At 39.1% G+C, this 14,611-nt stretch carries 10 protein-coding genes; 6 read left to right on the forward strand and 4 right to left on the reverse strand.

Annotated features, from left to right (window positions below; translation table 11 throughout):
• Positions 1-28 precede the first annotated feature (28 nt).
• Positions 29-1,138, forward strand: a complete 1,110-nt coding sequence (locus DSM106972_RS27440) for a precorrin-8X methylmutase (RefSeq protein ID WP_127083671.1) — start codon at positions 29-31, stop codon at positions 1,136-1,138.
• A gap of 369 nt (positions 1,139-1,507) precedes the next feature.
• Here the strand turns inward: DSM106972_RS27440 and DSM106972_RS27445 are convergent, their stop codons facing one another.
• From DSM106972_RS27445 to DSM106972_RS27455, 3 genes are all read right to left on the reverse strand, one after another.
• Positions 1,508-1,816, reverse strand: a complete 309-nt coding sequence (locus DSM106972_RS27445) for a helix-turn-helix domain-containing protein (RefSeq protein ID WP_127083672.1) — start codon at positions 1,814-1,816, stop codon at positions 1,508-1,510.
• A 410-nt stretch (positions 1,817-2,226) separates the two neighbouring features.
• On the reverse strand, positions 2,227-3,207 hold the full coding sequence (hemB, locus tag DSM106972_RS27450) for a porphobilinogen synthase (protein ID WP_127083673.1): 981 nt from the start codon (positions 3,205-3,207) through the stop codon (positions 2,227-2,229).
• A 369-nt stretch (positions 3,208-3,576) separates the two neighbouring features.
• The gene (locus DSM106972_RS27455) at positions 3,577-3,918 is read right to left on the reverse strand and encodes a DUF4870 domain-containing protein (protein ID WP_127083674.1); all 342 of its coding nucleotides are present in this window, start codon (positions 3,916-3,918) and stop codon (positions 3,577-3,579) included.
• A 185-nt stretch (positions 3,919-4,103) separates the two neighbouring features.
• On the opposite strand from DSM106972_RS27455, the gene prfC reads away from it, so the two are divergent.
• The 5 genes from prfC to DSM106972_RS27480 all read left to right on the forward strand — a co-directional run bounded on the left by prfC (position 4,104) and on the right by DSM106972_RS27480 (position 12,981).
• Positions 4,104-5,732, forward strand: coding sequence for a peptide chain release factor 3 (prfC, locus tag DSM106972_RS27460; RefSeq protein WP_127083675.1), 1,629 nt, complete (start codon positions 4,104-4,106; stop codon positions 5,730-5,732).
• A 57-nt stretch (positions 5,733-5,789) separates the two neighbouring features.
• The gene (locus DSM106972_RS27465; RefSeq protein ID WP_127083676.1) at positions 5,790-7,955 is read left to right on the forward strand and encodes a M48 family metallopeptidase; all 2,166 of its coding nucleotides are present in this window, start codon (positions 5,790-5,792) and stop codon (positions 7,953-7,955) included.
• Positions 7,956-8,569: 614 nt separating this feature from the next.
• Positions 8,570-9,103, forward strand: a complete 534-nt coding sequence (locus DSM106972_RS27470) for an RNA recognition motif domain-containing protein (RefSeq protein WP_127083677.1) — start codon at positions 8,570-8,572, stop codon at positions 9,101-9,103.
• A gap of 1,081 nt (positions 9,104-10,184) precedes the next feature.
• Positions 10,185-11,525, forward strand: a complete 1,341-nt coding sequence (locus DSM106972_RS27475; protein WP_233787023.1) for a glycosyltransferase family 4 protein — start codon at positions 10,185-10,187, stop codon at positions 11,523-11,525.
• A 676-nt stretch (positions 11,526-12,201) separates the two neighbouring features.
• Positions 12,202-12,981, forward strand: coding sequence for a choice-of-anchor W domain-containing protein (locus DSM106972_RS27480; RefSeq protein ID WP_127083678.1), 780 nt, complete (start codon positions 12,202-12,204; stop codon positions 12,979-12,981).
• 2 nt (positions 12,982-12,983) lie between these two features.
• Here DSM106972_RS27480 and DSM106972_RS27485 read toward each other — a convergent pair whose 3' ends face one another.
• Entirely contained in the window at positions 12,984-14,543 is a 1,560-nt protein-coding gene (locus DSM106972_RS27485; protein ID WP_186538380.1) for a phytoene desaturase family protein, read from the reverse strand.
• Between the last annotated feature and the right edge of the window lie 68 nt (positions 14,544-14,611).

Here is a 14,611-nt window from a genome sequence, read left to right on the forward strand (position 1 = left end):
TTCTGTCGCACAATGGTAAATATCTTCAATGCGCGCGCAAAACCTAACAATCAAAGAATTAACAGAACAAGTAGGTGGTGGTTTAACTCCAAGGATGGTGAGACACTATCATAAACTAGGACTACTACCAGAAGCATCAAGGTCTCAAAGCAACTACCGCTTATATACAGACAAAGACATTCAGCACTTGCGACGAATTGTAGCTCTCAAATCGCAAGGTTTCCAACTTGACCATATCCGTAAATTACTACAACCTGGCTCAAAGGCGCCGTTGAGTAACGATTTACTTGATAGTTTACAGCAACAATATCGGTCGGTGACTTCTCAATTAACTAGACTGCGGCAAACAGCAAGCGCACTCGAAGGTTTATTGGGAAGAGACCATTCGTGTTTAAACGTGCAAGCTGAAGCGTTGTTACAATTACAACAGTTAGAAGTCGAAACCAGCGCTTCTTTGGAACAACTTGAACAACTTTGGGATGGTTTGGATGCAGCAACCGATGCTCATCCTGAAGACTTTAATGAATCATTACAGCAGTTATTAACATTACCTAAACGTTCACAAATAGAAGTAGATTTATTATCAAAGTTAGTAATAGCTTCTGGTGATGTTAGTTTAGTAGATTTTGTGCGCTGGAGTCAAAACGCAATTGCATCAAGTCGCAGTGCTATTCAAAATAAATGTGACATTATTGTCGATGTTCCAGCGGTTTGTGCTGGTATTGACCAAGCTCGTGCTGCACATCTAGGCGCCAAAATTACCACTCTTATCGATGACCCTCATATTACCAGTTTTACAGAAGTTGAACAAGAATACTGTTCTTCAATAAAATGGCAAGAAAAATTAGAGCAGGTAACTCCAGGATGCATATTAGTAGTAGGTTATGCACCTTCGGTTTTAATATCTATTTGTAATTTAGTCGAGAAAAAGCAACTTCAACCAGCTTTAATTATTGGAATGCCAATTGGTTTTAGTCATGCACCTGCTGCAAAACGGCGCCTGATACGTTCTGGTGTTGAGTATATTACAACTGTAGGTATAAATGGTGGTGGATTACTCGCAGCAGTAGCATTAAATGCGCTAATTGAATCATTAATTGAGAAGCCTCATTGCCATTGTTATTTAAAAAATATGTAGGTTGGTTTTAGGGACGGGCAAGGATGCCCATCCCACAAGAATAATTAATTACAAGCTTTTAGCTGATAGATTAGTAGGGATATAATTTGCACCTTTTTTGTTAGCGCAAAACCCTACTTGGTCATATATTTGACCAGGTTGAAGGAGTTTAAGCCAATCAGGAGGGGTAACAATAATTTTTTACCTACTGCAACAAAGTTACCGTAACCTCCTGATATTAAAATTTAAGAGCGTGTTTGTCTCTTCTCTCTACTCTATGGAGACGCTCCGGAATCGCGTCTCTACGTGTATTTATGGTAAATATAAATACACTTATTGCACAGGCAGGATGCCTGTGCCACATTTCATCAAGTTAATAACAATGGAGTATTAATATAAAACAGGGGTATCAGTTAAAGCCATAGTTTGTGGTACCTGGCTGATTTGAGTATCAGGAAAACGCCTTGGTCTTCCAGGTTTGCGCTTATGTCGTTGATTAATAGATTTTTCGCTTGCTTGTGCTAATTCTTCGGGGGTGCATTTAAATAGTCGCAGCGCGTCTAAATATTTCTTTGGTGTCATGGTCGGTTCAGTACGTCCAGCTTCCCAGTTACGAACACTGGTTTCGCTAATTGCAAGTCTGAAGGCTACTTCCGCGCGACTTAACCCTGCCCGTTCTCTCAGAACTTGCATATCCATATCTCAATGCTCCCTTTTACTAATATAGATTTACCTGATTCCACTTTCAATTCAAGGCTATTTGCTTCTAGCCATTTTAAGTATCTATCCAATTAGGATAGTTACATAGTTTATTTTTAAGCTTCGGATATTACCTAGCTTAAATTTCAAACTATATATGTCGATATGTACCAGTAGATGCTCTATAAAAGACAACTACCTAGCAATATCGCAAATTGAAATATTGTATCTATCTATATTATTTCATATCCGATTACACTGTCATCTGCAAACAGTGTAAGTAATTTCTTACTCATGGAATATATAAAAAGTAATGCACTTGTGTGAAGATGTAATTAAGGAATTAACTACATCCCTACACAAGCGTAACAGCAGAGACGCAATTAATTGCGTCTCTACACTCAGCACTTTTAACTTAACCAGCGTGCTGCATCTTTGGCGTGATAAGTCAATATTAAGTCTGCACCTGCTCGTTTGAAGCTGGTTAGCGTTTCCATGACTACGCGCTGTTCGTCAATCCAACCGTTTAAGGCAGCAGCTTTTACCATCGCGTACTCACCTGAGACGTTGTATGCTGCAACTGGTAAATTACTGGCTTCTTTTACACGCCAAATAATATCCATATATGCTAATGCTGGTTTTACCATTAGCATATCGGCGCCTTCGGCAACGTCGAGTTCAATTTCTTTTATCGCTTCACGTGCGTTACCTGGGTCCATTTGATATGTTCTACGGTCGCCAAATTGTGGCGCCGACTCAGCAGCATCACGGAATGGCCCATAATATGCTGATGCGTATTTTGCTGCGTAGGACAAAATTGGTATGTCTTGGAAACCAGCTTCGTCTAAACCACTACGTATAGCTTGCACAAATCCATCCATCATTCCCGAAGGAGCTATAATGTCGGCGCCAGCTTTGGCTTGAGATACGGCTGTTTTCTTTAATAACTCTAATGTAGGGTCATTAAGCACTCTTCCGCTTAAGTCACCAACTTGCAAGTAACCACAGTGACCATGATTTGTATACTCGCACAAACAAGTATCAGCAATGACTATCAAATCGGGAACTGCTGATTTGACGGCTGTTGCAGCTTTTTGTATCATGCCACAATCATGCCATGCCCCTGTAGCATCAACATCTTTATCTGCTGGAATACCAAACAATATAATTGCTGGAATTCCTAAATCATAAACTTCTTTAGCTTCCTCTACGATTTTATCAACCGATAGCTGATAGACTCCTGGCATCGATTTAACTTCTTTCGCTATTCCTTCACCCGGTACAGCAAATAATGGGTAAATTAAATCGTTTGTCGTTAAAACTGTTTCACGTACCATTCGGCGTAATTGAGAATGAGTACGCAAACGACGAGGGCGATGGATGGGAAACATAAATTTTTATTAATGCTCAAAGCGCGAATAATGGACAATCAACAAAGCGTCACAAACTGAGGGCTGAATTGTACGTCAGTAAAGCAAACTAGCATGTAGCGCTTAACTGTCTTCTGCCCTATTGCTGCTCCGGTAGTGTGGGGCAATTTTGTATTTTACATTGCTTACTCGATTCATCTAATTAAAGCAAGCAAAAGTTATTAAAAGTTCTCAAAACACGCCCCTGTCCTCAAAGCTAGAAACCTGGTTTCTTTGTCGATAGCATGTAATAAATATGACGATTTGGCGTAGAAACCAGGTTTCTTTTGGCAAGGAGCAATAATTATTGCTAGACGGATGTTACAATTGAGACATAGCAAAACGTGAATTTTAGACTAAACGGAATATTAGAGGATAACGGAAAGGTTTGCGTGTGTCGCTCAAAACATAGAATAAAGCCAAGATTGTTAAACCCCAATGTACTATAAAACCGATACCCGCTACAGGGACTAGTACACCCCAAGTCATAGATATCAATATTCCCAGAATAAATCCATAGACCCAGACATTGATATGAAAGTTGATAGATTCTTTGGCATTTTCTCTAACAACTGGGTCATTGGTGACAAAAGTGATAAAAATAGGCACGGCAACAGAAACTAATGTCATGCTAAAGAAAATGGCGCCGTGACACAGTGCTGATAGTACCTTTCGTTTATCAGTGTCGTACATCCGAAACTCCCTCACATCTCCTTATAAAGGCCCATATAGCAACGCTCTTTTAATCGATGTTCGTCAATAATCGATTGAATTGCGCTATTAAGACCCTATCATGAGCGTTGTTGCTTTAAGATTAAAAGTTCAGCCTTAAATCAAAAAAGTTAAATTAAATTAGGTAAAGTCAAGCAAATACATTTATGTCAACTGAACTTCAGACAGAAATTAGCCAAGCAGTTGAACGGCGCCGAAATTTTGCGATTATTTCTCACCCTGATGCGGGAAAAACAACGCTGACCGAAAAACTCTTGCTGTACGGGGGTGCTATTCACGAAGCAGGCGCCGTTAAAGCTCGACGTTCGCAACGCAAAGCAACATCAGACTGGATGGCAATGGAACAACAACGAGGTATTTCGATTACCTCAACGGTGTTACAGTTCGAGTACAGCAATTGTCAAATCAATTTATTGGATACACCAGGACACCAAGATTTCAGCGAAGATACTTATAGAACCTTAGCGGCTGCTGATAACGCAGTAATGTTAATAGATGTCGCCAAAGGTCTAGAGCCACAAACGCGGAAGTTATTCGAGGTTTGTAAACTGCGGGGAATTCCAATTTTTACATTTGTAAATAAACTCGACCGTCCAGGACGCGAACCTATAGATTTACTCGATGAAATTGAACAAGAGCTAGGTCTACAAACTTATGCTGTAAACTGGCCTATTGGTATGGGGGATAGGTTTAAAGGAGTATACGACCGTTTTAAACAGCAAATACATTTGTTTGAACGTACCGCTCACGGTAGTCGCGAAGCCCAAGATACAGTTATTGACCTTGGTGACAACCGCATTGAAGAGTTACTCGAACAAGATTTGTACTACCAATTAAAAAGCGACTTAGAACTACTCGATGGGGTAGGACCTGAGTTAGATTTAGATTTAGTACACGCGGGTAAAATGACACCTGTGTTTTTCGGTAGTGCAATGACCAACTTTGGTGTTGAGCTATTTCTAGAAAATTTTCTACAGTATGCTTTAAAACCAGGTTCGCACGATAGCAATATTGGCTCTGTTGAACCAACTTATCCAGAATTCTCAGGATTTGTATTTAAATTACAAGCGAATATGGATCCGAAACATCGTGACCGTATCGCGTTCGTCCGAGTTTGTACGGGTAGGTTTGAAAAAGATATGACGGTAAACCATGCTCGTACAGGAAAAGCTGTGCGGTTGTCACGTCCACAAAAGTTGTTTGCTCAAGAACGTGAGTCTATAGACGAAGCGTATGCAGGTGATGTAATTGGTTTAAATAATCCTGGAGTTTTTGCCATTGGCGATACAATTTATACTGGACAAAAAATAGAATACGAAGGTATACCCTATTTTTCACCTGAGTTATTTGCAAATCTACGAAACCCTAACCCTTCTAAGTTTAAGCAATTTCAAAAAGGTGTTTCTGAATTGCGCGAAGAAGGAGCGGTGCAAATTATGTATTCCACCGATGAAGCCAAACGTGACCCCATTTTAGCTGCTGTTGGTCAGTTGCAATTTGAGGTCGTACAGTTCCGCTTACAAAACGAGTATGGTGTAGAAACTACTCTTGATGTACTACCTTACAGTGTGGCTCGTTGGGTTAGTAACGGTTGGGAAGCACTGGAAAAAGTTGGACGCTTGTTTAATACCACTACTGTAAAAGATAGTATGGGGCGCCCAGTTCTATTATTCCGTAACGAGTGGAACTGCCAGCAACTTATAGGCGACCATCCAGAGTTAATATTGAGTGCAATTGCACCAGTAACTTCAATACAACCATTAGTTCAAGGGTGATGGATGTGGGGAATATTCTCCCCATATCCTTCAACTACAAGCGATATTAAACTCGTTATGTCAAGAGATTCAAAGACTTCTTTAGAAGCAGGGTTAGCAGCTGTTAAAAGTGAAGATTGGAAAACAGCTAAAACCATCTTGGAAACTGTTGCAATGGACGATAACCCGCAACGCGCAGTCCAAGCCCAAATTGGTTTAGTTGTAGTATACGCAAAAACAGGTGATATTGCAGGCGCCATGACTCTTTCTGAGATTCTTGCCCAAAGTAATAACCCTGAAATTCAAGAATGGGCTAACCGTTCATTAGAAGAGTTACTCAAACGTAATCGTACCGATATTAATGCGCGTATCGAAGAAGACGGCACAGGTTTTGTCCCATTTGAAGATTTTAATGATTCCAAACCAAATATCAACGAAACGATTATTACACCAGATAATACACCAAATCATGATAATCATGAACATAGTAGTAGTATAGTACCAGTTAAAATCAATAAGCTACCAACAATTCACTGGCGCCGCAGTGGACGTGCAAAAACTTGGCAAGAGAAAAAACTCGATTTAATCCCATTACGATTATTAACGGCTGGAAGTTTTGTAGCTTTGTTTTGGGTAGTACGAATAATAATCGTTTTTATAACGTCAACTATAAATAACACTTTAGTCTGGTTGCCATTTCTGGAACCAATACAGCTTTTATACCAAGACCCAACAACGTTTTTACTAGTACTATTTTTTTTACTAATAGCAACGTCACCGTGGTTACTAGATAAATTATTATCTTCGTTGTACGGCATACAATCGCTAGAAACTACAGTGCTGGAAATGCACAGTCAAGAAGCATTGAGGATTTTAAAAAGATTTAATACGCAACGTCGCGGTAATATAAAAATTAAACTTTTACCAATTGCGGCGCCAATAGCATTTACATACGGGCATTTACCTTCAATGTCTCGTATTGTAATGAGTCAGGGACTGTTACAGCAACTAACAGATGATGAAATAGCGGCAATGTTAGCGCTGCAATTAGGACATGTTGCTCATTGGGATGCTAGCGTAATGTCGCTAGTTTTGTTAGTGACAATTCCAATTTATAAGTTATATCAGTTGGTTTCGACTTGGGGGGACAGGGTAAATATAACTTTTGTTAGCTATATATATATAGCCATATCAAGTTTGATTTACGGTGTTTGGTGTTTATGTACTGGATGCGTGATTGCACTATCTCAGGTCAGACTTTATTATGCAGACCTGTTTGCTACTAACTTTACTGGCAACCCAAATGGTATAACCCGTGCTTTGCTCAAAATTTCAAATGGTATTGCCAACGACATTCAAAAGCAAGAACAAACAAACTGGCGCCTAGAAAGTTTGAATATAAGTTTGCCAGTAGGGTTCAAGCAAAGTATTACATTAGGGAGTCTGGCACCGCATGTAACGTTTGAATCTCTTTTAATGTGGGATTATCTTAACCCCTATCGTTACTGGTTAACTGTAAATAATACTCATCCAATGCTTGGCGACCGTATTCAACGTTTATTGGCTATTGTGGGGAAATGGCGCCTAGATAGGGAACTAGACATTGACAACACAAACGCGATAAAAGTGAGAAAGCAAATATTTGGCTTACAAATAGCCCCTTTTCTGGGAATTCCAACAGGTTTAGCGTTTGCGTTGTTAATTGGGGTGGTTTGGCAAACGCTATACGCTTTGAAAATTCTTAATCTAAAATGGATATATGATGATTGGGGCTTCGCTGCTGGTTGTATTGCCATTGGTTTTAGTATTGGTACTTTAATCCGAATCAATGCCTACTTCCCCGAACTAAAATCAACTTCGATACAAACTAACGAGCATTTACCTGCCTTGCTAACAAACCCTGCTGCAATTGGCATTGATAGTCATGGAGTAAAGCTACATGGCAAAATTCTAGGTCGTCGAGGTGTAAGTAATAGCTTGGGACAAGACTTGATACTTCAAACAACAAGTGCCTTAATTAAAATGCATCACGTTTCGTTTGGACAACCTGTTAACCCCCAAGATTTTATTGGCAGACAAGTCACTGTTACAGGTTGGTTACGACGAGATGCTACACCTTGGCTTGACATTCAATCGGTTAGAACACAAACTGGTAAAACAATCAATAGTACACACCCAATTTGGGCTACTGTTGTTGCCGTTGCTTTCCAAGCATGGGGCGCCTACATCTTGCTTAAGGGATGATTATCAGTTTATTTATTTGTAAATTTTTGTTGCGCTTTTAGGTAAATAATGTTAAATTTCATAAAGAGTTTTTCAAAGATGACGAATGCGGTTAGTATAACTGGGTGCATAAACTTGGTTAGTAAAAAGTCTAAAGAAGTGTCAATTAGTATGCCCAAGCCACCTACATTATTCCCCCAACACAGCATAAAATTGACCAGCCATAGTCGGCTGGTTTTTGTTTCACGCTCTTCAATGGTAGGAAAAATGTAATTTATGTTACGATATTTATACAAAGTAATGAAAATGTAGGCATTGAGCAAGCTTTGCACAACAAGGCATGATAATCTAAAAAATGGTGTTTGAATTGAAAAGCAAAAGCATTAAATGGAATTATAGTGGCACTAAGAAAGTTGTAAAATAAAAGGCTCTTACAATTAAGAAATTTTTGGCGCTTTGTACACTCTTGTATTATATAAGCTTCACTCGAAGGAAAGACTGTATTGTATAGGATGACATTTTTGGGTACAAAATTGGTTGCTGTCGTGATGGTTCATAGCATCTATCAATAACCGCTCGCCAAGATAAAGGTTTCTTCACACGTTTTATTAATTCTCTGATTGGAGGTATTGTTCATGTCTGTTCGCCTATACATAGGCAATTTGCCAAAAGAAGAAATTGACCGTCAGGACTTACAAGCTGTATTTGCTGCTGAAGGCGATGCTGTAACAACGAAGTTGATAAAAGACCGAAAAACGGGTAAATGCCGTGGTTTCGGTTTTTTAACGGTTAACAATGATGACCAAGCTGACGCGATTATTGAGAAATATAATGGTCAGATGTTCAAAGATTCTCCCATCAAATTAGAAAAGGCTTTGCCTAGAACTAAGGGTGAAGAGGGTGACGAACAGCCACAACAAGCGGCGCCGGTCAAAGAAAGAAAAGAAAGTAGTGGTAGCCCAGCGGCGCCAGTAAGCAGTGGTGGTGGTAGCAATCGAGAATCTTCTAGCAGAAAAAGCTCGAAAAAATCACGTCGTGGTGGTGGCGGTCAAAAAGAAACCGTATCAACATCAAGTGGTGGAGACTCCGATGCAATTCGTCCAGACCCACGTTGGGCTGCTCAGTTGGAAACACTCAAACAACGTCTTGCAGCACAAACCACAAACTAACTCGTTTCGGAGCAAGATTAAAAATTAAAAACCAAGTTTATTGATTTTTAATTTTTATCTTCTCTAACGGCAAAACAGTTTTATTGCACCAGAACAAAGTCTTGAGTATGTTCTTGGGAAAGCGCTCGTCATCGGGCGTCCAACCATGAATAATAGTCTTCAAAAACATCTAAATATCTATATATATAGTCGTATAGCTTAGTTGCTCGCTACATTCAACTTAGCTAAGTGACTCTTTTTTATTGTGGAATAGTCTTGTGGAACAGTCTTATGGAACAGTCTTGTGGAATGGGCATCCTTGCCCGTTCCATAAAAGCAAAAACAACATGTACTAACTGAACAATATTAAAATCTAACGTATTCACACTCCGTGATTACGTTATTTTTTATACTAATTTCCTATATATACTATCAATTGATTGCTATATAAACACCAAGCCGTAAAAATGACAAGATGGGCTAACACATTTATTCCCAACGTCAGATTGAATTTTCTTTTACAAAGCGTAATATTAAATAGTTATTCGTTATTGAAATTGTCAACTTTTTTAACGAACTGTATTGATTGTTACAAAACTGCACTGATTTGAAAGTTAGTATAATCCCTAACAAATTAGCAACAAAATGCTAGTGTTATACAAAATAGCAAGAATGCAAACTTCAAGAATTTATTTATTGCGGAAAGAATATCTATGTTGTTGAATTCTTGACAGCTTGGATGTACATAAAATGGAATAGTCAAAAAGTTTTTAAGTTACAGCTTTAATGTTAATTTTATTAGCAACTAAGCTGTAGCTGTTGTCATTTTTTAGAAACGGAAGTATTGTATAGTAAGAGTTAGAGCTAATATACATATTTAGATATACCTCTACGAATCATAAGTAAAATATAAGATATGCATAAAATAATCAAATCTAAATAGATACGAAAAAATCCTATTTCCTTATGGAGATGTATAAAAAAAATACCTGATGTAAATTACAATGTTAATTACGAAACTTTCCACAGATTGAGGTATTAGGAATAAACTCCCAAGCGTGAGTTACTCATATACCTCTGTAGCATAAAAAACCAACAAACTATGAACTTTAAAACAGAACGGCGCATCGCTTTAATTTCAGTCCACGGAGACCCAGCGATTGAATTTGGTAAAGAAGAAGCTGGAGGGCAAAATGTTTACGTGCGTAACGTAGGTGAAGCTCTCGCTCGACTAGGATGGCAAGTTGATATGTATACGCGCAGAGTTAGCGCAGCGCAAGACGAAATTGTTCAACACATGCCAAACTGCCGAACCATTCGTTTTAGTGCTGGTCCATTGGAATTTGTTCCGCGAGATGAGTTGTTTGGTTACTTGCCAGAATTTGTTGAGAAGTTTTTAAAATTCCAGCAAGAAAACGGTCTGACTTACGAATTAGTGCATACAAACTACTGGCTTTCAAGTTGGGTAGGAATGCAATTGAAGAAGAAGATAGGCTGTAAACAAGTTCACACTTACCATTCGCTCGGCGCCGTTAAGTACGCAACAATAGATCAAAAAGACATTCCACCAATCGCAGCGAACCGATTAGACGTAGAATGTCAGCTATTGGAAACAGCAGAGCGAGTAGTAGCGACAAGTCCGCAAGAAAAAGCGCACATGCGTCAGTTGGTTTCCACAAAAGGAAATATAGATATTATTCCTTGTGGTACAGATATTCAACGTTTTGGGTCAGTAGGTAGAGACGAAGCGAGAGCAGCATTAAAAATAGACAGTGATGCAAAACTAGTATTATATGTAGGGCGATTTGACCCGCGTAAAGGTATCGAGACTTTAGTACGCGCGTTACGAGAGTCAAAGTTTTATAGCGATGAGAAACTACGAGTAATAATTGGTGGTGGTAGCGTACCTGGACAAAGCGATGGAATTGAACGCGACCGTATTGAAGCAATAGTAGACGAATTAGGATTGCGCTCAATAACAACATTTGCAGGTCGTTTGAGTCAAGAGGTATTACCAACGTATTATGCAGCAGCAGATATATGTGTCGTACCTAGTCATTATGAACCATTTGGATTAGTTGCTATAGAAGCAATGGCTAGTGGTACACCAGTAATTGCGAGTGATGTCGGTGGACTTCAGTTTACAGTTGTTCCCGAACAAACAGGTTTATTGGCGCCACCTCAAGATGTACCAGCATTTGCTTCATGTATAGACAGAATTTTAGAAAATCCTGAATGGCGTGCAAAACTAGGTGAAGCAGCAAAAATTCGTGTTCGTAAAAAATTCAGTTGGGATGGTGTAGCAGAGCAACTAAGCGAACTGTATATCAAACTAACCGAGCAACCAGTACCAGTACCAGTACCAGTACCAATACCAGTACCAGCAACAGCAACAGCAACAGCATCAGTAACAGTAACAGAAAAAGAACTAGCGACTGCCTAGTCCTTTCTACATATACTAACAACAAGTAATATGTCATGCTGAGGCACGAAGCATCTAAACAATGTCATGCTGAGGCACGTTAACGTAAGCGAAGCTTTCCCGCAGGGTAGTTTTCCCGTTATCCGTAAACGGAGTTTTCCCGCAGGGTAGGATATCCCAAAGGGTAGGGTAACATCTCAAGATTTAACTTTGTTCAAAAGTAAAGTCATAACCCGTTCAAGGTGTAATTTAACAGTTGCTTAATTGAATAAACGTAGTGGGTAATTAAAACTGTTAATTACCCATTATTTTTTGCATGTAAGGCAAGGCGCCAAAAGCCAAAGTATTTTACACCATATTTCACGTTTCAGAGGTACACACGTAATAGTCGAAATCAATAAGAGACGAAACATATGAGCGCCTCTACATGTATGGAATAAACACGCAATCAACTGAAATTATTCTATAAACTCGAGTTTTGTCTACGTAATATTACAGAAAAAATTTTTCTAACATTTTAAATATTAGTATAAAAATATTTTATAAAGTAAGTATTTATACAATAAAGAATTAATAGTTTCATATCAAAGCAAATATTGAGTAAACTAGATAATTTTTTATCGACAAAAATTCGTGTTTTCCTTAAGCTGTAGAAATAAGAAACCAGGTTTCTATCATTTGATGGTTAAGGAAAACAATGATTCGTTTGAATAAGATTTTAAATCAGCATAAATTATTACTTTTAAGTTTGTCAGCAATTGGAATAATAGCGGCGCCTAGTCAAGCAAGCGCTTTTACCCTCGTTAACAGAGATAGTTTGACTGATACGCAGTTTAACGATTTGCTCCTAACAAAAGAATATACAGAAACTTTTGTTGCAGAAAGTCGAATGGGTAATAACGGCTCTGGGGGCAATGGTGAACGGGAATTAGGAATTAATAGTCCTTGGCTTCCGAATGCGAATGGAAAACTTGTAGGTGGAGACCCAGTTGCTAGAGGAGACCGCACTTGGACAAGTGGAACACCTGTAGATTTCATGCTTGAATACAATGGTAGTGTAGTAGATTATACTGTTGACGGAAAGTTACTTACCACCACAGCATTTACAGGCGCCGCAACCGATATTTTCTTACGAACCTTTGCACAAAAGAATAACGGCAGCACATCAAATATCACATCAACACTGACTAACCTTGTTTTAAATGGTAAAGGAGTTGGTAAAAGTTTAAGTTCAGCAGGTACTGGTATTAGTAGCGATGTTGATTATCTTCAAATTAGCAATATTACTTCACCCTTTAAGCTGACAGGTCAATCTATATTTTCTTGGACAGGTGCAGCACCTCAAAGGTCTAATTTAGCTTACCAAATCAAAGTTGCTAGTGGGGCAACAAGTGTACCTGAACCTAGTACAGTTGCTGCTTTGGTTGTAGCTTCCGGTATAATAGTAGGCGCCAAGCGTAAGAAACCGAGTTTCTAAAATTAAAGACCAATATTTTCAAGCATAGCCAAATGCTTGTGTACAGGCGCCAAAGTATTTGCAGCAATCATAGCGCTAGCTGCAACCGCTGGTAAACCAATACCAGGAAAAGTAGAATCTCCACAGCAAAATAACCCAGTTAAAGGAGTACCGGCACTAGGGAATAATCCTTCGCTTGCTTTGATAGCTGGGCCATAAGAACCGTTATGTCGTCGCAAGTAACGTTCGTGGGTAAGCGGTGTACCTACTAATGTGACTTTACAGCGTTGTTTAATATCTGGAATAATACGTTCAAGCGCTTGCCACATAATTTGGGCACGCGCTTGTTTTTGCTGTTTATATTCTTCGCTTTGCCTATCCATACCCTGCCATAATTTATATGGCTCATTGCCTGGAGTGTAAACGTGAATTACATGTTTACCTGGTGGCGCCAGTGAAGGGTCTAACAATGATGGAATAGAAACAAGTACAACGTTTTGTTCTTCGGTGATGCCTAATTCCCAATCTTTGACATATATATAATGACAAGCCAAATCAGTGCGAATATTGTCAGCATCGATACCAAGATGCAAATGCATAAAACTATCACATTCGGGTGTAGCTTGTTTCGATGAGCGATATTTTAATGGTATGGCGCCTTCGGGAATTAGTTTGAGCGTATCCCACACAGAGGCATTAGATATTACAGCTTTACGTGCCTTGATAATTTTACCATTACGCAGTTTCACACCAGATGCACGTTTGTTTTCTGTTAGTATACTTTCGACATGGGCATTAAGCATTAACGTACCATTATGCTTTGTTAACCCTCTTACTAACGCATTAACTAACGCTTGACTACCACCAACAGGATAATCAAGCTTTACATTCGGTCTATACCAGTCAGCAAACATAAAAGCAACTTCTGCTGCATTTGTAGCATTAGCAGGTAATCCAGACAAAAGAAAACACAATAAATTTAGCCAGTTGCGAATAAATGGGTCATTAACAGTTCCATTCATAATTTGCGAAAATGGCCCTGTTAGTTTATTAATACTAACAGCATGACGCAACATAGTTGGAGCATACCGTCTTAAAGTCCGAACGGCGCCAAAATCTAAACGTAGAGCAGCAGTAGGAAGTGCCACAGCTGCTTGTGCATATGGTTCCATAACTCGTTGAAGTTGGCGCCACTCAGTAACAGCTTGCTCACCACGAAGTTTTTGTAACACTTCACAAAATTGTTCGGCGCCTACAGATGTATCAAAATCACCTTCTGGTAAACAACAGCCCCAAGTATCATAAGTTACACAAGGTAATTCTTCACCAATTGCAGCAAGTACCTGCGCTAGCGGATTGGGAGAAGGACTATATGAAAATCCTGAGTAAAGCGAAGGTCCTGAATCAAACTTAAAGCCGTTGCGCTCGAAACCGTGAGCGGCGCCTCCTGGTATAGAATGGCTTTCGCAAACAATAACATTGAAGCCGTATGATGCTAAAAGAGCAGCGCAGCTTAAACCACCTATCCCGCTACCAATAACAACGATATCAGTATTTATATCAGCCAATGTTGTTTGGGTCACTTTAAATTAACTGAATGTAGTTCATCTATATTTTTAGCATTTCCCCAACTTCAAAAATTTCAATGTAA

The organism is Dulcicalothrix desertica PCC 7102, from assembly GCF_003991905.1.
Lineage (GTDB): Bacteria > Cyanobacteriota > Cyanobacteriia > Cyanobacteriales > Nostocaceae > Dulcicalothrix > Dulcicalothrix desertica.